Origin of the sequence: Pseudomonas sp. (genome assembly GCF_036404235.1) — a bacterium.
In the GTDB taxonomy this organism is placed as follows: domain Bacteria; phylum Pseudomonadota; class Gammaproteobacteria; order Pseudomonadales; family Pseudomonadaceae; genus Aquipseudomonas.
In genome coordinates this window covers 1-19,135 of the sequence record NZ_DASWOT010000184.1, presented here as the reverse complement: position 1 = coordinate 19,135, position 19,135 = coordinate 1, and the positions used below count along the sequence as shown (strand labels likewise).

Below are 19,135 nucleotides of genomic sequence, written 5' to 3'. Positions count from 1 at the left end.
GGTGCGTGGATGACCCTGCAAATCGAGGCGCGAGGCGGTCCAGGTGAGGCATGCAAGGCGCAAGAGGTGAAACGAAACCGCAGGCGCTGAAGCCATGAGTAGAAGTTTTCATCGACGGTACCTGTCTATTATTAGTTTTTTGTCTGGCTCGTCTGGCGGGTGCCATAAACCTCTGACATCACGCGATGACGTCGGTAGCAGGCAACCTGAAAATGACTTTATTGGAAAATAATTTCTAATTCAATTCTTTTTAGAATTTATTTATGTTTCATATCTAGTCTGCCTGGTAGTCCCTACGCAGCAACCAAGCAACCAACAGCATGCTTTACAAAAGGACCACTCGCCCCTCGGTTGCACTCACTCGCGCCGCGTCGAGAATCAGCGTCGACGCCACAGCATCGCGTGCCTCCACCGGCACCGGCCGACCATATGCCACAGCCTCTTGAAACAGCCGATAAAACTCCGTCCAGCAGCCACGCTGCGACGGCACGCGCTCGCGGTGTTCACCCTGTTCGAACCAACCCCAGCGGCGATGTTCTTCAACCCCCCACCGTTCGCCTTCCGACTTGGGTGAAAGCCCCGCCAACGCAGCCGCCTCCTGACCGTCCAGACCGTCAACGCTGTAACAGCCCAGCGATCCGTTAACCCGGAAGCGAGGCCCTGGTGCGTTTTGCAGACAACTGCCCCACAGGTGCGAAACCACACCATTGGTGTGAGTCAAGGACACGAAAAACCCATGATCGATCAGTTGATCCGGCGCAGCGAATTCAAGCTGCGCGTAGACCCGCTTCACCGGCCCGAATAACAGCAGCGCCTGATCGACCAGGTGGCTGCCCAGATCACGCAACATACCGCCAGCGCTTGGCTTGCCTACCGAAGAAGGCGAATAACGCTCCACCCGGGATTCAAACCGGGTGATCGTGCCGAGCGCGCCTTGGTCGATGAGCTTGCGTACCGTAAGGAAATCCGAATCCCAACGGCGGTTCTGATAGACGCTCAGCAACACGCCCCGCCGTTGAGCGGCGTCCACTAGCGCTTGGGCCTGTTTGGCGTCGTTGGCAAACGGCTTGTCGCTGACCACCGGCACGCCGAGTTCGATAGCCTCCAGAATCAACGCCTGACGCGACGCCAGGGGCGTGGAAATCACCACGCCATCGATACCGGCGGCGACCATGTCAGCCAAGGTATCGAACGCCGGGACTTTCGGGTAATCGCGCAACAGCTCCTGACGGCGTTCCGGCGAGCGCGTCACCACGCCGGCAAATGTCGCGCCCGGCAAGCTGGCGATCAGCGGTGCATGGAAATAACGCCCGCCTTTGCCGTAGCCCACCAATCCGATTTTCATGGGATTCTCCTCGTTCAAATGCCGATTTAAAGCGCCTGATCCAGTTCCCACCGATGCAGACAATCCTGTTGGAGCCGAGCGTGCTCGCGAAGACTCAAGCATCGACGCTGCAGCTGCATCGAATGTATCAGCCTCATCGCGGGCGAGCCTCGCTCAACAGGGCTCGTGTCAATATTTACGGGCTTTGGCGAGTTCTTTCTGGGACTTCTCGTACACCTCTGCCGTGGCGCCGCATGTCGACACTTCAGCCACCCCAACGCGCCACCACGACAGGTAGCTGTGAATCATGGTTTTGGGCAACACCTTGATGTCGATCAGCGTCGAAACGGTTTGTTTTTGCGCATCGCTCAACGCCGCTCCCAGCTCAGCCTCATTACTGACCTTGTAGGTCTTGCACCCGTATGCTGCCGCGCTCATAGCAAAGTCCACCGGCACAAAGTCGCCATTGAGCAACCCGGTTTGGGGATTGCGAAAACGGAACTCGGTGCAGAAGCTGTCCATGCCATTGCCCATCTGTAGGTTGTTGATGCAACCGAAGGTCATGTTGTCCAACAGGATGATGTTGATCTTGCGCCGCTCTTGAATCGAGGTCGCCAGCTCCGAGTGCAGCATCATGTACGAGCCATCGCCAACCAGCGCATACACCTCACGCTCAGGCACTGCGAGCTTCACACCCAAGGCCGCGTTGACTTCATAACCCATGCACGAATAGGCGTATTCGACGTGATAGGTATCAACCCCGGTACTGCGCCAGGCCCGCTGCAAATCCCCCGGCAGGCTGCCCGCTGCGGCAACAATCACCGCGTCCGTGGGCAAGCGCTGATTAAGCATACCCAGGACGCGACTTTGAGTCAGGCATGAGCCGGTCAGCTCGATGAACTCACGCAGCACCGCCGGGTCCAGGTGGTCGTTGATTTCCGGGACGAAACCCTCGGTCTGGTACTCGATGGAATAGATCCGATCGACTTCGGCATCCAGCGCCGCCTTGGCTGTTTTCGGCTGATCGCCCCACGCAGCTTTGTAGCCGCTGTCGCTCAACGTCTGGCTCAACGACTGCAACGCCAAACGCGCATCGGCCAGCAGTTGCACACCCTCCATTTTCTGCGCGTCGAAGGCACCGACGTTGAGGTTGAGAAACTGCACGTCGGGGTGCTGGAACAGCCATTTCGATGCGGTGGTGAAGTCGCTGTAGCGCGTGCCGACACCGATGATCAAATCTGCCTCCCTGGCCAGCGTGTTGGCCGCCAGACTGCCGGTTTCACCGATACCGCCCATATTCAGCGGGTGCGCGGAGACGATGGCGCTCTTGCCAGCCTGGGTCTCGGCGAACGGGATATCGAAACGCTCGGCGAACGCCTGCAACGCCTCATTGGCGCCGGAATAACGCACGCCCCCGCCACAAATCAGCAACGGCCTGCGTTTGCCTTTGAGCAACGCGAGGGCGTCTTCGAGCATGGCCTGACTCGGCGGCCGACGGTCGATCCGGTGTACGCGTTTTTGCATAAAGCTGTCGGGGTAATCGTAGGCTTCGGCCTGCACGTCTTGCGGCAACGCAAGGGTCACAGCGCCAGTGTCGGCCGGATCGGTCAGCACGCGCATGGCGTTCAGCGCGGCGCTCATCAGTTGCTCCGGGCGGTTGATGCGGTCCCAGTACTTGCTTACCGCCTTAAAGGCATCGTTAGTGCTGATACTCAGGTCATGGAACTGCTCGATCTGTTGCAATACCGGGTCGGGCTGACGACTGGCGTAGACGTCACCTGGCAACAGCAACAGCGGAATGCGATTGGCCGACGCCGTGGCAGCGGCGGTGATCATGTTGGCGGCACCAGGGCCGACCGACGAAGTGCAGGCGTAGATTTTGCGCCGCAAGTGTTGCTTGGCAAAACCGATAGCCGCGTGGCACATGCCCTGTTCGTTGCGGCCCTGATGCACGATCAGATCGCCGCTGTCCTGCTCCAGCGCCTGCCCCAGACCTAGCACATTGCCGTGGCCGAAGAGAGTGAACACCCCGGCGACGAATTTGCTCTGCACGCCGTCGACTTCGACGTACTGGTTATCGAGAAACTTCACCAGGGCCTGAGCCATGGTCAATCGTGTCGTGGTCATGCTCACACCTTGTTGTTATTGGAGGTGACATGAGAATCAATTTTCTGTGAGGGCAGAGCGTGCTCGGCCCTCGTCAACACACTGTAACTACCTGAACAAAAGAGATTTCCTGTAGGTCCCGTGTTTACTGCACGACAGCGCCGCTGTCTGGAGGACCAGATAGAGAGCATCACAGATCTAACAGCCAACTGTGCTCGGGATCGTTGTGGAAGTACCAGGCGCGTATGGGCCCGGCCATGACGTTCAGGTAATAGGACTCGTAACCATAGGGTACGCTGACCGGGTGATAACCTTTGGGCACCGTGACCAGATCGTGATTCTCGACGGCCATCGCCTGATCGATGCTGCGGTCGTCGGTGTAGACGCGCTGGAAAACAAAGCCCTGCGACGGATTGATCTGGTGGTAATAGGTTTCTTCGAGAAAGCTTTCGTGAGGCACATCGTCCTGATCATGCTTGTGCGGCGGGTAGCTGGACGAATGGCCGGACGGCGTGCGCACTTCCACCACCAATAATGCATGGGCGGGTTCGGTATCCGGCAGGATGTCGCACACATAGCGGGTATTTGCGCCCTTTCCACGCACACTGCGCTTCATGCTCTCGGGTTTGATCAGCCGCGCAGGCAGTTTTTTAGTGGCGTCGCCGGGCGCAGCACAGACAGCGATTTGTACTGCGCTCAGCGCCGTGGCTTGCGCCTGACTGCCGGGCGGCAAATACACGGCGAATGGGGATTTATCCTCAAACACAGATTGTCGGTCGCCAATGTTGTCCCAGCTAAATACGCCCTGCCCCGGCGCCTCGCCACTGACATTGACCCGGCCGCTGAGCAACACCAGACACAGCTCTTTATCGCCAGTACTGACCGGCAAACGTTCGCCGACAGTCAAACGATGAGCGGAAAAACCGACGTATTCCAGAACGCCTTCCGCGAGCATGACAATGTCGCGGCCCTCGGGTTTGCTCTTGACCAACAGATTCATGTCAGGGGTTCCTTGGTTGCAGGTTCGGTTGCAGCTCGCGGTGCTGCGCCGCCGTCAACAGGTTGCGCAGCGTCTCGTAACCTTTTTTGGCGTACACGTAGCTCGGCGCAACGGCGGGGTCTTGCTCGGCCTCCACCACCAGCCAACCTGAGTAGTTCGCTTGCAGCAAGACCTCCAGCAGCGCGGCGAAATCGATGTCGCCATCACCCGGCACGGTGAAGGTGCCGTTGATAATACAGTCTGGAAAGCTCCACAAATTGTTGCGCGCCAGTTGCACCACCGATTTGCGCACATCCTTGAAATGCACGTGGCACACCCTGTCAATGTGCCTGCGCAACACCTGCAACGGCTCGCCGCCGCCCATGTAGCAATGGCCTGAATCGAACAGCAAACCGACTTCCGTGCCGGTCAGCGCCATCAATCGGTCGATGTCCTCGGGGGATTCAACGTAGGCGCCCATGTGGTGGTGATAGGCCAGACGCACGCCTTGGGACAGCGTGAAACGTGCAAGCTCGGTGAGCTTGTCGGCGTACTCCTGCCAGGCGCCATCAGTGTGAAATCGTGGGCGTTCCGCCAATCGAATGTGCTGGCCCTGGATCGAGTCGGCCACTTCACCATAAACCAGCACCGTCGCACCGTTCTGCTTGAGCAATTGGACGTGGCTGGCGATGGACTCGATTTCCTCGGCCGCCGAGCGGCTGGCCAGCCGGCTGGAATACCAGCCCGAAACCAACGCCAGATCATAGGGGCGCAACACATCGCCGACACCCTGGGCGTCTTTGGGAAACTTGCCATTGAGTTCAAAACCCTGGTAACCGATGGCCGCGCCTTCACTGAGTGCGGTGCTCAGCGGCGTTTCACCACCGAGCGCAGGCAGGTCGTCGTTGCTCCATGAAATCGGGTTGATGCCAATTCGGATTGCGCAAGCGGGCATGGCGATACCTTCTTTGTTTTTGTTTTGCGTCTTACAAACTTCAGCGGCCCGGGTTGAACGCCGAACGCATTCAGGCCCGAGCGTCACGCCAGGATTCAATCAGAAAACAGAAATTGGCCTGCACCCGAGCGATCAAGCCAGCGTCGTCGATCTCGCCCTCCATCCACGCGCGGCTCGGCTCATAAAAGATCGTCCGGCCTACCGCAAATCCGCGGCAAGTGCTGCTGCCCCTCGCTTGTTTAAAGCCCGCCGCCAGGGTTTGCGCCGGTGCGTTGAGGCCCAGCAACACGACGCCACGGCAGTAGGGATCACGCGCTTGAATCAGCGCGTCGAGCTGCTCCCAAACCTGGGCGGGCTGCGCTTCGATTTTCCACCAGGCCGGATAGATGCCCAGGTTGTATAGGCGCGTGAGCGAACGAAGCATGACATCGGGATAGGTCGAGGGATGGTCCTTGGGCGGGATGACTTCCAGCAGCAGTTCGTGGCCGCTGGCTTGCGCCGCCTCATACAGCCCCTTGATTTGCGCCTCCTGCTCCAGGCGCAGCAGCGGCTCGTCGTCGGGATGGTATTGCACCAGGCACTTGATGATGTGTTCGCTCGGCCAGGTCATCAAGTTTGTGCCTATGGAGCGTCCATGCTCGAAAGCCAGCGGGCGTGAGCCCTGCACTTCCACTGGGCGCGCCACCCACCAGCCTCGACCTGTGGCGGCGTTGAGCGAATCCTGACCGAAGCGTTGATCGGCCAGCATCCCCACGTCGGCGTCGATACCCCGTTTTTGCAGGTCGGCTTCGACGCGTTCTACCGCCTGAATAAACAGCTGTTTCAACTGGCCGATGCTGCTCAGGTCACGTCCCGCCTTGTGCGCCAGTTCTACCAGTTGCCCGCGATGGTCGAAGGCGAAGATGAACAGCTGCCGCCATTCCTTGCGCGGCACGCTGACCTGATGCAAACGCTGCAATACAGGGTCCTGATCGATACGGGTGGTCGGCGCTGGGTTATTGAACATCGCGCTGTTGAACAGGTATTGGAGCTCCGCCAGCGTCGGCATCGCGGGCGCGCAGGCGTGCCGCGAGACCACCAGCGCGCCGCAGGCGTTGGCCAACTGGCAGCAGCGTTGGTCGCTTTCGTCGTTGAGCCAGCCTTTAAGGAAGCCCGACATAAACGCATCGCCAGCACCCAATACGTTGAGCACCTCAACGCGCACGCCGGGATAAATAGCACCGTCTTCCAGACGAGCCGGGATTGCGCCATGAATCACCGTACAGCCTTGCGCGCCCAGCTTGACCACCAAAGTCGCTGCTGTCAGTTCACGCAGGTTACGCAGCGCAACCAATAAATCAGCGTCGCCACCGGCAATCAAGAATTCTTCTTCGGTGCCGACAATCAGATCGAAGCGCGGCACAATGCTTTGCACATGCTGGCTGACTTTCTGATCGGCGACGAAGCGGGTCTCACCATCGGCCTTGCCCGCCAAGCCCCAAAGTACCGGTCGATAGTCAATGTCGAGCACGCGTTTGACGTTGTGTTTTTCGGCGTAGTCCAGGGCCTGGATGCTGGTTTTGAACACCTGATCGGTGGAGAAATGCGTACCTGTGATCAGCAGCGCTTTACTGGAAGCGATGTGCGCTTCGCTGACGTCATCACTGTGAAGCGCCATGTCGGCACAGTTTTCGCGGTAGAACACCAGCGGGAAGGTTTCGCGATCCTTGATGCCCAGTAGCACCATGGCGGTCAGGCGTTCCGGATCGACCTTGATGCTGCTGACATCACAGCCTTCGCGGGCCAGGGATTGGATCAGAAAACGACCCATGTGATCGTCGCCGACGCGGGTCAGCATCGCCGACTTCAAGCCCAGACGCGCGGTGCCGAAGGCGATGTTCGCCGAGGACCCGCCCAAATATTTGGCAAAACTGCTGACGTCTTCCAGGCGCGCCCCAACTTGCTGCGCATAGAGATCGACGCCCAGGCGCCCCAGGCAAATCACGTCCAATTCACGCCCGGCGGCAAAACGAGTCTGGCCCATAATGGCTCCTGTTATTTTTATCAGCCTGCGTCGCACAGTGGATGTACGAAACGCTCTTGGTGGGATGCAGACTAGAACGCCTTGAAACACCGATCAACAATTATTCTAAATTTTTACATGTGGAATATTTTTTCCGAATCATGCCGGATGCTGACACTTCGTGTTAAACAGAGGCGATAGAAATCCGATCCGCTGTAAACTGCGCGTTCGGATTTGCCCTTTTGCGCAAGGGATGCTCGCGCACTGTCGGGGTTGCCAGCCTCTCGGCGATCCGCGTTTCATAAGAACAAGCCTTAGGAATTCAAGCGTATGTCCCGCACCGATCAGCCGTCCTTGCCAGACAACCACGTCGCCCTGTCGGCCACCGACACGGCGCCGATCAGCCCTCCCGAGACTGCCGAGGTGCTGCTCAAGCTGATCACCACTGAATACGAAAGCTTGCCGCGCCAACTCAAGCGTATCGCCAGCTACATGAGCCAGCAAAGCGACCGCATCATGGTCGACCGCATCAGCGACATCGCCCGTGAATGCGAAGTGCATCCATCGGCCATCGTGCGGTTCTCTCAACGCTTGGGTTTCAGCGGCTTCAGTGAAATGCAGGCGTTGTTCCGCGAGGCCTACACGCACAAAACCACGCCGGTGCAGAATTACCAGCAACGCATCCGCAGCATGATCGCCAACAAGTCGCAAAAGGCCAGTGGCGGCGACCTTGCGCGCGAATGTGTCCAGGCGACGTTGTCTGGCCTCGAACGCTTGGCCCTGGAGCTGGACGATGAGGCCTTCGAGAAAGCCGTGGACCTGGTGGTCAACGCCGACAATATCTATGTAGTCGGGGTGCGGCGCTCATTCGCGGTGGCGGATTACCTGGTGTACAACCTGCAACACACCAACAAGCGTATTCACCTGATCTCGGGGCTGGGCGGCAGCTACCGCGAGCAGATGCGCAGCGTGCGCGCCAACGATCTGGTAATTGCCATCAGTTTTACCCCGTACGGCAAAGAGACCCAACACTGCTTGCGCATCGCTCAGCACCATCAAGCCAAGACGTTGATCATTACCGATAGCAACCTCTCGCCCCTGGCCAAGCGAGCAAACTCGGTGCTGCTGGTCAACGAGGGCAGCTCGTTTGCATTCCGTTCGCTCAGCGCCACGCTGTGCCTGTGTCAGGCGCTGTTCATCGCCGTGGCCTATCGCCTGGAACTGAAAGTGGACGAGATGTCCGAACAAGTTGGTTTTGAGGATTAGGAGCAGCGCCAGGCGCCCAGTGGAAGTATGAACTAATGGGGACTGCTTTATTCTTCAGCGCTGCAGCGCTAATGGATGCGCTTCTCAATTAGCCAAAAACCTGTACAGAACCGACGAAATGTACAATCTAACTCATGGCTTTTTAATGCTACGGCAGTATGATCTAGCAACTGCAACGCAGGCTATGAGCGTGAAACCCACGCTATTTAGCCCAAGTCACAGGAAACCATTGCTGTATCACTGTCCTGGGCGGCCGCCATGCTTTTCGAGTCATCTAAGAAAAAAATTGTACAAGACTTGCAACTTACTCTCTCTCACCAGAACAGCCTGCTTGAAGCCATCAATCGCTCCATGGCCAGTATTGAGTTTGATCTCAATGGCATCGTGCTGGAGGCCAACGACAATTTTCTGAAAGCCATGCGCTATCGCAGCGAGCAGATCATTGGCAAGTCGCACAAAATGTTCTGCACGGCAGATTACGTGCGCAGCAGCGAATACACACGATTATGGGCGCAGTTGCGCGGCGGAGAGTTTGTCTCATCGACCTTTCAGCGCATCGCTGGGGACGGCAGCACGGTGTGGCTGGAGTCCAGTTATAACCCGATAAAGGACGCCGACGGCAAAGTGGTGAAGGTCATAAAATACTCCATGGACATCACCGCCAGGGTGCAGGCAGAAAACGAAACCAAGAGCAAACTGGCGGCCATTGACCGGGCAATGGCGGTTATTGAGTTCGATCTGGCGGGCAATATCATTGCCGCCAACGATAATTTCCTACGCTTGATGGGCTATAGCCGCCAGGAGTTACTGGGTAAAAACCATAGAACGCTGTGCGAGGCAGACGCGGTCATTGGCGCGGACTATCAAGACTTCTGGCGGCGTCTGAACAAAGGTGAGTTCTTCAGCGGCCAGTTCAAGCGGATAGGCAAACAGGGCCAGGCGCTTTGGCTAGAGGCCAGTTATAACCCGGTTTACGATGCCAACGGCGTGTTGTACAAAGTGGTCAAATTCGCCTCCGACGTGAGCGCCCGTATCGAAAGGCACGAGCAGGATTCGCGAAGCGCCTCGCAGGCTTATCACATCTCGGTGCAAACCCAGAAAGTCGCAGCACAAGGCTCAGAGGTGATCCAGCAGGCCGCCAGCGAAATGCGCCAGATCTCGCGCAACATTGAAGATTCGTCACGCATCATCGCCCAACTTGGTGAGCGCTCCGAGCAAATAACCACGATCGTCAATACCATCCGCAGCATTGCCGATCAAACCAATTTGCTGGCGCTCAACGCTGCCATCGAGGCCGCTCGGGCGGGTGACCAAGGGCGGGGATTCGCCGTCGTGGCGGACGAAGTGCGACAACTGGCGGGGCGCACCAGCCGCTCGACCGAGAAGATTTCACACATGATCCAGGTCATTCAGAGCGAAACTCAACAGGCTATCGTCAGCATGGACAACACCCGCACCAGCGCCGCCAAAGGCGTGGATCTGGCCGACCAGGCAGGCTCGGCGATCGTGCAGATCAGTGACGGAACCAACAACGCGGTGGATGCCGTCAGGATGTTTGCGCAAAAGGATTGAAGTGGCCAATCCGTTGAGCGAGGCCGGGCAAGCGGCACGCCGCCCGGCCTCGCTCAACACTCGATATTAGACGGATCGCCTCAACTTTCAGCTTTGCGCCCTTGCTGCGCCTCGTTTTTAAGCCTCATGGTCTTGGCCCGCTTCTCCAGCACCGCATAGACCACCAGTGCCAGCAACAACGGCACCAGGAAGTAAATCACTCGATAACCAATCAACGCAGCCAGTAACTGCCCTTTGGAAAACTGATGCTGCATCAACGCAATGAATACAGTTTCCAAGACGCCAAGCCCGGCCGGAATGTGCGCGATGACCCCCGCGATGCTGCTGATCAGCAAGACGCCGAGTACTGCCGGGTAGAACGCTTTTTCCGGCAGCAGCACATAGATCAAAAGGGCCATCAACCCCCAATTCAACGCGCCGAGTAACGCCTGACGCAATGCCTGATTCAGAGAGGGCAGGATTATTTCCTGCTTTCGAAACGCCCATGAGCGCCGTTTGGAAAAACGACACGCTAGAAAATAGCCAAAGCACACCGCCAGCAGCACAAAGCCAATCAGTTGCAAGGTGGTGTCGCCGATCTTCCAGCCGTCGGGCATATCGATCAAGCGCGCCGAGAACACAAACCCCGCCAGCAGCATGTACCCCAGCCAATTGGTGATCAGGCTCAGGCTGAGGATTTTGGTGATCGTCGGCACATCCAGCCCCAATCGCGAATACAGCCGATAACGCAGGGCGATGCCGCCCACCCAGGAGCTCAGGTTGAGATTGAAGGCGTAGCAGACAAAGGTCACCGGAATGATCTGCTTGATCGAGAGCTTGTGTGCGGTATAGCGCCGCGCCAGCACATCAAAACCGCAATACGTCAGGTAACTGCCCGCCGCAATCAGAAACCCGAGCGCCAAGGTGCTGGCCTTGTAGGACTGCAACGCGTGCTTGACCTCGTTCCAGTCCAGATTCTTCACCAGCAGCAACAACATGGCCGGGACGGCAATGAAAAAGAACAGCGTCAGGCCGATTTTGGCGCGTTTGAGCAGCGTGCCGTGCTTGCCGGAAGATGTACCCCGAGCCTTGGAATCGGACGTTTCGGACATCGCACTCATACTGAGTTCTCCTGATCGGGCAACGTCTGCTTAAGCGCTGCCGCTTCGGGCAAGACATCCGGCGCACGCACAGGTTTGAGGCGTAATCCGTGTACCGGGAACAGGCCAGCAATTGCCGGAAAATGGCGCAGAAAGTGAAAGCTCAGAAAGATCATCGGCGCGCGCCACCATTGGCCCTTCGCCAGCCCCTTGAGATTGACCTGGGTGCTGTGCAGGGTGGCCAGCTCTTGCAAGTGTTCATGCAACTGCTGGTTGAGGCGCTGATCGCGAATGAACAGGTTGGCTTCCAGGTTCAACGCCAGGCTCAATGGATCGAGGTTGCTGGAACCAACGGTGGACCACACCTGATCGATCAGTGCCACTTTGCCGTGCAACGCGCGCTGTTTGTATTCGTGAATCGCCACCCCTTCACGTAGCAGCCAGGTGTAGGTCAACCGCGAACACATGCGCACGAACGGCATATCCGGTTGGCCCTGAAGAATCAACGTGACCTTGACCCCTCGTCGCGCGGCACTGCGCAGCGCGCGCAGAAAACGATAACTGGGGAAGAAATAGGCATTGGCGATAGTGATGCGTTGTGTGGCGGTGCGTATCGCACGCAGGTACTGCTCTTCGATGTCGCTGGTGTGTTCACGGTTGTCTCGCTCGGCCAGCAATATGCTTGCACTGCCGACGTGCTGGATGACGGCCTTGAGCGGCGACCAGGTCTTTTTCACGACCGGCCCCAACATGTTGGCTGTTGAGCGATAGATGTCGGCCACGACAGGGCCGCGTACTTTCACGGCGTAGTCCTGCTTGGCGGTGATGCCGGCGTCACACAGGTGATCGACGCTGTAGTTGATACCCCCGATGAACGCCCATTCGGCATCGATCACCACGACTTTGCGGTGCAAACGGCGGAACAAATTGGTGCGCATGCCCATGAACTTCGGCCGTGGATCAAACAGTTGGATCTGCACGCCCGCCTCGATCATTTGCGACACAAACGCAGAGCTCAGATCGCTGGTGCCGTAATCGTCGACCGTCACCACCACCCGCACGCCACGACGGGCAGCGTCGATCAATACGCGTTGCAAACCTTCACCGACACGGTCTTCAAAAATAATGAAGGTTTCCAGCAGCACCTCTTTGCGTGCCGCACCGATGGCGTCGAAGACTTCACTGAAATAGTCTTCGCCGTTGATCAGTAACTCCACCGAGTTGCCGTCCTGCCATGTCCAGGCCTTAGGGTTAGCGGCATTCATAACGTGATCTCCACCGCCAACGGTACATGATCGGAAAGATGCGACCAGGGCCGATTGGACAATACTCGGGGCGCACGGACTCGGGCATTTCGCACATAAATACGGTCAAGACGCAGCAACGGAAAGCGTGCCGGAAAACTCTTCGCGGGGGCGCCAAAAGCGTTGACGAAGACCTCCTTCAAGCCTGTGCCCACCAGCGCGGCATCGGCCCTCTGGCGCCAGTCGTTGAAATCCCCGGCGACGATGACCGGTGCATCCAGCGGCAGGCGGCCAAGTAGATCGGCCAGCAGTTTAAGTTGCTGCTGGCGGTGCGTTTCCTTAAGCCCCAAATGCACGCAGATCGCATGCACCTCGCCGACATTCGGAACATCGAGCACGCAGTGCAATAAGCCCCGTTGTTCAGTACCGAGGATCGAAATGTCGAGGTTTTCGTAACGGATAATCGGGTATTTCGACAACAGCGCATTGCCATGGTGGCCATGGGGGTAGACTGCGTTGCGACCGTAAGCGAAGTCCGTCCACATGCTGTCGGCAAGAAATTCGTATTGCGAGCGGGTCGGCCAATCCTTGACCTTCTGGGCATGGTTCTGCTGTTCGCCGTTAACCTCTTGCAAGAACACCACATCAGCCGACACCTGACGCACGGCGTCGCGCAGTTCCGGCAGAATGAACCGCCGGTTGAACAGGCCAAAACCCATGTGCATGTTCATCGTCAGCACATGAAGTGTCACCACCGAGGTCCAGGGTTCACGTGGGGCAACGGGGTGTTGCGTAATCAATGCACTGCTCAAAACGTTATTCCTCGCAGGTCGCCAGGCGCCACCTCCAGATCATCGGGAAGACCACGGCGCTCAAGTAACGGGGGCGCGTCTTCGGGTTCGTTCTTGTGCAGCAATCGTGCAGGGCAAGAATCCCCACGCCACGGCACATAACGCCAGCCGGAAATGCCAATGCGTATATCGATCATGGAAATGGCCCCGTTTCGCTTGCGGGCGCAAATGTCCTGCCCGATCCCGCACGAATGTTCACGTCATATGAAGCCTGACGTTGCCGGGGGTTCCATGGTTTTTGCAGCGCGGTTGCAGTTGAGCGCCCTCTATCGGGCGATCCACCACGCCAACGTCGTGGATATCAGGGTCGGGGGCAGTGGGCAGTGCTTTAGGTTTGTCGGGGCAAGACCTATCGGTAGAACCTCATCCGGCCCAGCGCCAGGGCCGCCTATTTAGCCCATCAAGCGCCGTGCTTTTTCCCGGCTGCCGCAGACGTTCATCTGGCACCAGCGGCGGCGGCCGTTTTTTGAGAGGTCGACAAATAACCAGTCGCAGTTGGGCGTAGCGCATGCCTTGAGCCTTGCCAGATTGGGGCCGGTCAACAGCGATGCTGCTTGCACCGCCACGCGCCCGATCAGGCTGGCGAGCATTGCGTCCAGAGACTCACTGCTACGCCAGCGCCAGATCACGCCAACGGGCGTCGACACCAGCAAACGCTCGGGCGCGGTCTGCACGAGCCGCTCGTTGAGCGCCTTGAGCGGGTCTTCATCGACGCCATTGCCTAACGCAATGGGCAACAGCAACTGATAGAGCGTCTCGCGAAAGTCGATCATTTGCTTGAAAGCCGCTGCGTGCTGCCACGAGCCGTTCGCGATTAACCCGAGGAATCGTTGGTGTTCGTCCGGCGAGATCAGGCCGGCGTGCAGATACCAGTGAACGATGTCTTCCAGGCTCGATAACTTGTCGACCACGGTCGTCAACGCCGTACCGGGACGACGTCCGTCGCATGTATTCAGGAAATCGAGTACCGACACGCCCCCGACCAGACGGATCGCATTGATCTTTGTTTGACTGAGAGACATGGCACTGCTCGAAAATCGCCCAAAGACCAATCATGGCAGAGAACTAAAAATTGTCAGCTTCTTCAGACCAACTGTACAGCGCATCGATACGCTGAACCCGCTGAGTGCTATTTCTGCTGTGAATGCACAAGCCAGGCGTCGATCACACAGACAGCGTCCGAGACACTGATCTCATCGCTGTGCAGGTGTAACTCTGGATACACGGGTGGCTCATACGACGAATCGATGCCTGTGAATCCTTTAAGCTCCCCACTTCGAGCCCTGCGGTACAACCCTTTGGGGTCCCGTGCCTCGGCCACGACCAACGGTGCATCGACGAACACCTCAACGAATCGCTCGTTGCCAACGATCGATCGTGCATCATGTCGGGCGGCGCGCGTGGGTGAGATCAATGCGACCAACACAGTCAACCCGGCATCGGCCATCAGCGCTGCGACCTCCGCCACCCGGCGAACATTTTCATCACGATCAGGCTCGCTGAAACCCAGATCGCGGCACAGCCCCGTTCTCAATGAATCCCCATCCAGAATCGCGGTCTTTAGCCCCCGAGACTGCAATACCGGATTCAGGCTGTTGGCAATGGTCGATTTGCCCGCCGCTGACAACCCGGTAAACCACAGCACCTGTGGCGTTGGAGCATTGTCCAGCGGTTGAGGGCGGCTGAAGCTGTAAGGATAAAGATCCCGGTAGAGCGCCTTGCTGTCGGTCCGAGTATTCATGATTAACCTTCCCTGGTGAGCGCTGACCTGGTGCGTCAGCGGTGTGCAACATGAATGATGAAATCGCTGTGCATCGGGTCGTACATGGGTTTGAAGTCGCCGAAGGACTTCACCCCACGGAACTGCGCTCGCGATATTTCCCTGCGCAGTTGCTGAGGGCGTATCGGCGCCACACGCAGGCGGTACGTCTCATCGTCGCTGAAGGAATAAACGAATTCACACAGGCTCTCGCTCACCTCCCCCAACGTCACCCTGGCGGTTGTCCCGCAGTAGTAATAGCGGCCAGACGATCTGAAATTGCCCTCCAGAATTGCCTGGAAATTACGTTGATCGACCACCAACACCCCGCTAGGCCGCAACAATGAATGAAAACGCCGCAACACCGCGATTCGCTCGTCCTCATCGAAGACGTGGCAGAGCGAGCTGCCCAGACACAGGACAGCGTCGAAAGTACCCAGTTTGCGCGGGTCCAGGTCCAGCCAGTCGCAACAGGTAATCGGAATATTCAGCTTGTGACGCGCAAAGTTGATTTTGGCCCGATCAACCATGGTCTGACTGCCGTCGTTGGCGCAGACCCTAAACCCCGCTTTGCGCAGTTGCACCGCATGAAAACCACTGCCAGTGGAGACGTCCAGTACCGAACAGGCACCGACGCTGAACAATAGCTCGGTGAAAAAGGTGCCCTCGCCGGCGGATCGTTTGTCCCAGTCGATCAGTTCATCCCAGCGGCTGACAAAATCCTGTGAGTATTGCCGGGCATAATCCTTATCGGCGTTGTTGTGCAATTCGATGTGAGATCCTGGACGGCTGTTCGACATGAGCGCTAACTCCCTGTTTGCCGACATTGTCAGCGAAGGCCTGATATTTACGGGCCAGTTCAGTGGCCCAACCGGATGCTTCAGCCACCTGCATTTGCGGCATGAAAAAGCCAAGCACCGATTCCATCACTGCCATTTGTTCTCGACCGAAGCACACGCAGCCGTCAGCCCGGATGGCGTCAATGCCGTCCTGACGCTGGCCCATTTGATTGGCGCTGATTGCCTCGGCCCGCCCGATGCCATAAGGCAACGACAACAGCACTTTTCCCATGCCAATGCGCACTGGATAACCGCCCGGCAAGCCATGTGGACCTGGGGCGTGGGTTTCCATCTCTTCCAGCGCATAAAGACCTTCGATGACCCTGACCGCCGAGGTCGCCGTGAGGAATTGACCGTCCACGCCACCCAGCCGCCGAAAGTCTTTGGACACACTGTCGAAAATACGTTGGGCACTGAATTCACCGGTCCACTCCACCCCGTTGACCCAATAGCACAAGTGAAAATTCGCCTCACCGGGCAACCCGCCACGCGGAACGAAATGGCTGAAGAAATGCTGCCCGATCAGTTTGACCCGGACTTTATCTGGCTCGCAGCTCGCCAGCCGCGCGATGGCGCTACGCGTCGCTGGGACCAGATTGGCAATATTGCCGACGCCGACATCCGGCGACAGCCCCACCTTGTCCAGCACGGCATTCACCGCATCGGGGAAGGCGGCATTAACCGTCAGGGCCTTCACCCCGGACTGTTTGATCGCCCTCATCAACGCGTATGCCGGAGCCAGGTGCATGGGCAACCACGGCCCTAATTGCGCTTGATCCAAGGCATCAAACTGAGCTTTGGGTAACTGCGTGATCACTCGCCACGATTGCAACGACGCGCAGTTGACGATGATGTCAGGCTTGATCGCGGCCAACGTTGCAGCGTTCTGTTCGATTTCTGTCTCGATCAGCTGCATTTTCCAGGGCTGGATCGAAATACTGACGTCCAGCTGTAGCGCTGCAAGGCGCATCAGATTGCATAACCGGGTGGCCTTCTCAAGATTGCGGCTAGCCACATGAAAGTGAAAGGCATTACGCGGCGCGAGGATCTGCAGGATTTGCAGACACAGGTTGCCGCCGCCCACGATGAGCAGTTTTTTGCGGTACATGACCAATCTCCCAGATAAAGCAGTGGTGTGCGTTCGCGCTATCGCGGGTAAGCACCGTTGTCGATCGGAATAATTTTTCCGGTCAGGTGGCGGCTTTGGTCAGACAACAAAAACATGATCACATCGGCCACGCCTTGGGGGTAAATCGGGTCCTTGAGGATTTCTTGTCGCTCGTACTCCTTGCGTCGGTGGTCGGGTATACGGTGGTAGATCGAGGTGTCGTGGATCAGCGCCGGGGAGATTGCGTTGACACGAACCTTTGGTGCGAAATTCCATGCGTTGGCTTTGGTCAGTCCAATCACCCCGGCCTTGGTCGCGCCGTACAGCGCATCAAAGCTGCCAACTTCGCCAGCAACCGAGGTGACATTGACAATACAGCGCGAGGCATCGGCTACTGCTGTTTGGCGAGCGAAGTCTTTGGACAGATACACCAGTGATTTGAGATTGAGCGACCAGATTTCATCGATCTCCTCATCGGTGTAGTCGTACACACTCTTGCCGTGATAGAGGCCCGCGTTATTGACCAGCGCGTACAGCGACTCATGGCCGTACGTTTCAAACAGGCTCGGGATAAAGCTTTTAAACACCTCATCGCGGGAAAAATCCGCGACATGGACCTCTAGCGACTCGGTGCGCAGCTCACGCAGCAGAGCATTCAAGCCTGTCTCGTCCTTGTCGGCGGCGATCACATAAAATCCCGCCTCAAGACACGCGATTACGGTAGCCCTGCCAATGCCGTTGGCCGCGCCTGTAATAACCACTTTTTTCATGCGTTACCCCTGGTGTGCGAATTGGTTCATGCGTTCGTAATACGGCCGGTGAACCTCGTAATACTCAACCAGACGCGGATGAGCGCGCAGTTGCGCCTCATCGAAATCGGTGGTGTGAAGCGAAGTGATGCGCGTGCTGCCCTCTGCCTCGTGATGCCAACTGCGCCATGGCAACCATTGCGACGGGCAGGACGGCTCCCAACTCATCGACTGCGTCAGGAACTCCAACTGCAAGTAATCGCACAGCCTGCGTACGGTATATTCGGGTCTGAGCGCCAGCTCATCTGCATTGATCACATAGGGGATTTTTCCAGTGAGGCGCGTCACCCGGCAAAATATCTCGTACAACGCCTGGTGGCCGATGGACTGCAAGGGCATCTGCGGATAGATCGCGAAATGAGAAAGGATGGCGCGGGCAGGCTCGCGGATGATGAAGATGTGCTGCTGTTCCAGTAGAAACTCGGCATCGACCTTCAACTGATCGAGACAGTGGTAGCACATGTCCTTGTGGAGGACGCGCCTAAAAATACTAATTAATCCTTAATTATCAATTAGTTGTAGTAAATTTCACTCGATTTTTGATCTATATTTTCATGCGTTACCTCTCCAATAAAATCAATCAGTTACGGTTGTGTATTGGGGAGGATTTTACCGTGCGAGCCCACCTTGCGATTTTGCGCAGGTTGACAAATCGGCAAATCAGCAGTGACCTTTGGTTGACAGATCGCTGAATCAGCAATAACGGAGATTTTCTTCACGAATTCCAGATAATGGGATTCGCTAAGAGCGACCATCTGTCGCTTCCGTACCGCCTAAAATAAATAAACGCTACGTCGGGCTGGTCATACCTTTATAAGGAACAGATCGACAGCCGGTGAAATGTATGATTTTGAATGACGCAACACTGCCAGACTCAATCAAGACAGAGGGTCGACGCTTGCTGAAGCTGATAAATGGGTCTGCTGACCACCAATCCCTGCATGCAGCAGGGCAGTTGGCTGAAGGAGTGGTGAGAGGGTTTGAGGTAGTAAGGGCTTTGCGTGCAGCCGATATTGAGGCTCTCTATTTTGTCTTCGAAAATGCCGTTGACGCCCGCCTGGCTGAGTTAGCAGCAGCGCACCTGCGCAATATTAGCGGTTAACTCAACTGAGTCAGGCCTCCTGCCACCTATTTCAAACACACCTCCCTGATGTAATCCTGGCGGCGCAAATGCTGGAATCTGGATTTGGTTAACCATGCGTTGATTACCGCAAAAAAATCGTCCATGTAGCTAAGACCACG

At 57.2% G+C, this 19,135-nt stretch carries 18 protein-coding genes; 3 read left to right on the top strand and 15 right to left on the bottom strand.

What is annotated here, in order from left to right:
- Positions 1-325 precede the first annotated feature (325 nt).
- The 5 genes from VGC62_RS23005 to VGC62_RS22985 form a co-directional block, all read right to left on the bottom strand.
- Positions 326-1,345, bottom strand: a complete 1,020-nt coding sequence (locus VGC62_RS23005) for a Gfo/Idh/MocA family oxidoreductase (RefSeq protein WP_331189379.1) — start codon at positions 1,343-1,345, stop codon at positions 326-328.
- Between the two features lie 168 nt (positions 1,346-1,513).
- The gene (iolD, locus tag VGC62_RS23000; RefSeq protein WP_331189378.1) at positions 1,514-3,451 is read right to left on the bottom strand and encodes a 3D-(3,5/4)-trihydroxycyclohexane-1,2-dione acylhydrolase (decyclizing); all 1,938 of its coding nucleotides are present in this window, start codon (positions 3,449-3,451) and stop codon (positions 1,514-1,516) included.
- A gap of 169 nt (positions 3,452-3,620) precedes the next feature.
- Positions 3,621-4,430, bottom strand: a complete 810-nt coding sequence (iolB, locus tag VGC62_RS22995) for a 5-deoxy-glucuronate isomerase (RefSeq protein ID WP_331189377.1) — start codon at positions 4,428-4,430, stop codon at positions 3,621-3,623.
- Between the two features lies 1 nt (position 4,431).
- Positions 4,432-5,364 (bottom strand): myo-inosose-2 dehydratase, encoded by a 933-nt coding sequence (gene iolE, locus VGC62_RS22990; protein ID WP_331189376.1) that lies wholly within the window; start codon positions 5,362-5,364, stop codon positions 4,432-4,434.
- A gap of 70 nt (positions 5,365-5,434) precedes the next feature.
- The gene (locus VGC62_RS22985; RefSeq protein ID WP_331189375.1) at positions 5,435-7,387 is read right to left on the bottom strand and encodes a bifunctional 5-dehydro-2-deoxygluconokinase/5-dehydro-2-deoxyphosphogluconate aldolase; all 1,953 of its coding nucleotides are present in this window, start codon (positions 7,385-7,387) and stop codon (positions 5,435-5,437) included.
- Between the two features lie 309 nt (positions 7,388-7,696).
- Here VGC62_RS22985 and VGC62_RS22980 point away from each other — a divergent pair, with 309 nt between their 5' ends.
- Complete coding sequence (locus VGC62_RS22980) at positions 7,697-8,632, top strand: MurR/RpiR family transcriptional regulator (protein ID WP_331189374.1); 936 nt, start codon at positions 7,697-7,699, stop codon at positions 8,630-8,632.
- A 258-nt stretch (positions 8,633-8,890) separates the two neighbouring features.
- On the top strand, positions 8,891-10,204 hold the full coding sequence (locus VGC62_RS22975; RefSeq protein WP_331189373.1) for a PAS domain-containing methyl-accepting chemotaxis protein: 1,314 nt from the start codon (positions 8,891-8,893) through the stop codon (positions 10,202-10,204).
- A gap of 80 nt (positions 10,205-10,284) precedes the next feature.
- Here VGC62_RS22975 and VGC62_RS22970 read toward each other — a convergent pair whose 3' ends face one another.
- The 10 genes from VGC62_RS22970 to VGC62_RS22925 form a co-directional block, all read right to left on the bottom strand.
- On the bottom strand, positions 10,285-11,295 hold the full coding sequence (locus VGC62_RS22970) for a lysylphosphatidylglycerol synthase domain-containing protein (protein WP_331189381.1): 1,011 nt from the start codon (positions 11,293-11,295) through the stop codon (positions 10,285-10,287).
- Between the two features lie 5 nt (positions 11,296-11,300).
- Positions 11,301-12,548: a cardiolipin synthase ClsB gene (clsB, locus tag VGC62_RS22965; RefSeq protein ID WP_331189372.1), complete on the bottom strand. Its 1,248-nt coding sequence runs from the start codon at positions 12,546-12,548 to the stop codon at positions 11,301-11,303.
- A complete protein-coding gene (locus VGC62_RS22960; protein ID WP_331189380.1) occupies positions 12,545-13,258 on the bottom strand; it encodes an endonuclease/exonuclease/phosphatase family protein in 714 nt (237 codons plus the stop codon). Before VGC62_RS22960 ends, clsB begins: the two co-directional genes overlap by 4 nt.
- A gap of 77 nt (positions 13,259-13,335) precedes the next feature.
- A complete protein-coding gene (locus tag VGC62_RS22955) occupies positions 13,336-13,515 on the bottom strand; it encodes a hypothetical protein (RefSeq protein WP_331189371.1) in 180 nt (59 codons plus the stop codon).
- A 255-nt stretch (positions 13,516-13,770) separates the two neighbouring features.
- A complete protein-coding gene (locus tag VGC62_RS22950; RefSeq protein WP_331189370.1) occupies positions 13,771-14,400 on the bottom strand; it encodes a CGNR zinc finger domain-containing protein in 630 nt (209 codons plus the stop codon).
- A 107-nt stretch (positions 14,401-14,507) separates the two neighbouring features.
- Positions 14,508-15,119, bottom strand: a complete 612-nt coding sequence (cysC, locus tag VGC62_RS22945) for an adenylyl-sulfate kinase (RefSeq protein WP_331189369.1) — start codon at positions 15,117-15,119, stop codon at positions 14,508-14,510.
- 35 nt (positions 15,120-15,154) lie between these two features.
- Positions 15,155-15,937, bottom strand: coding sequence for a class I SAM-dependent methyltransferase (locus tag VGC62_RS22940; RefSeq protein ID WP_331189368.1), 783 nt, complete (start codon positions 15,935-15,937; stop codon positions 15,155-15,157).
- On the bottom strand, positions 15,885-17,084 hold the full coding sequence (locus tag VGC62_RS22935; protein ID WP_331189367.1) for a hypothetical protein: 1,200 nt from the start codon (positions 17,082-17,084) through the stop codon (positions 15,885-15,887). Before VGC62_RS22935 ends, VGC62_RS22940 begins: the two co-directional genes overlap by 53 nt.
- Positions 17,085-17,122: 38 nt before the next feature.
- A complete protein-coding gene (locus VGC62_RS22930) occupies positions 17,123-17,854 on the bottom strand; it encodes an SDR family oxidoreductase (RefSeq protein ID WP_331189366.1) in 732 nt (243 codons plus the stop codon).
- Between the two features lie 3 nt (positions 17,855-17,857).
- Positions 17,858-18,355: a hypothetical protein gene (locus tag VGC62_RS22925; RefSeq protein ID WP_331189365.1), complete on the bottom strand. Its 498-nt coding sequence runs from the start codon at positions 18,353-18,355 to the stop codon at positions 17,858-17,860.
- Between the two features lie 382 nt (positions 18,356-18,737).
- Here VGC62_RS22925 and VGC62_RS22920 point away from each other — a divergent pair, with 382 nt between their 5' ends.
- Positions 18,738-18,995 (top strand): hypothetical protein, encoded by a 258-nt coding sequence (locus VGC62_RS22920; RefSeq protein ID WP_331189364.1) that lies wholly within the window; start codon positions 18,738-18,740, stop codon positions 18,993-18,995.
- Positions 18,996-19,135: the final 140 nt, after the last annotated feature.

Coding starts and splice junctions, on each gene's coding strand:
- VGC62_RS23005 (WP_331189379.1), bottom strand. CDS start 1,345: ATGAAAATCGGATTGGTGGGCTACGGCAAAGGCGGGCGTTATTTCCAT.
- iolD (WP_331189378.1), bottom strand. CDS start 3,451: ATGACCACGACACGATTGACCATGGCTCAGGCCCTGGTGAAGTTTCTC.
- iolB (WP_331189377.1), bottom strand. CDS start 4,430: ATGAATCTGTTGGTCAAGAGCAAACCCGAGGGCCGCGACATTGTCATG.
- iolE (WP_331189376.1), bottom strand. CDS start 5,364: ATGCCCGCTTGCGCAATCCGAATTGGCATCAACCCGATTTCATGGAGC.
- VGC62_RS22985 (WP_331189375.1), bottom strand. CDS start 7,387: ATGGGCCAGACTCGTTTTGCCGCCGGGCGTGAATTGGACGTGATTTGC.
- VGC62_RS22980 (WP_331189374.1), top strand. CDS start 7,697: ATGTCCCGCACCGATCAGCCGTCCTTGCCAGACAACCACGTCGCCCTG.
- VGC62_RS22975 (WP_331189373.1), top strand. CDS start 8,891: ATGCTTTTCGAGTCATCTAAGAAAAAAATTGTACAAGACTTGCAACTT.
- VGC62_RS22970 (WP_331189381.1), bottom strand. CDS start 11,295: ATGTCCGAAACGTCCGATTCCAAGGCTCGGGGTACATCTTCCGGCAAG.
- clsB (WP_331189372.1), bottom strand. CDS start 12,548: ATGAATGCCGCTAACCCTAAGGCCTGGACATGGCAGGACGGCAACTCG.
- VGC62_RS22960 (WP_331189380.1), bottom strand. CDS start 13,258: ATGAACATGCACATGGGTTTTGGCCTGTTCAACCGGCGGTTCATTCTG.
- VGC62_RS22955 (WP_331189371.1), bottom strand. CDS start 13,515: ATGATCGATATACGCATTGGCATTTCCGGCTGGCGTTATGTGCCGTGG.
- VGC62_RS22950 (WP_331189370.1), bottom strand. CDS start 14,400: ATGTCTCTCAGTCAAACAAAGATCAATGCGATCCGTCTGGTCGGGGGC.
- cysC (WP_331189369.1), bottom strand. CDS start 15,119: ATGAATACTCGGACCGACAGCAAGGCGCTCTACCGGGATCTTTATCCT.
- VGC62_RS22940 (WP_331189368.1), bottom strand. CDS start 15,937: ATGTCGAACAGCCGTCCAGGATCTCACATCGAATTGCACAACAACGCC.
- VGC62_RS22935 (WP_331189367.1), bottom strand. CDS start 17,084: ATGTACCGCAAAAAACTGCTCATCGTGGGCGGCGGCAACCTGTGTCTG.
- VGC62_RS22930 (WP_331189366.1), bottom strand. CDS start 17,854: ATGAAAAAAGTGGTTATTACAGGCGCGGCCAACGGCATTGGCAGGGCT.
- VGC62_RS22925 (WP_331189365.1), bottom strand. CDS start 18,355: ATGTGCTACCACTGTCTCGATCAGTTGAAGGTCGATGCCGAGTTTCTA.
- VGC62_RS22920 (WP_331189364.1), top strand. CDS start 18,738: ATGATTTTGAATGACGCAACACTGCCAGACTCAATCAAGACAGAGGGT.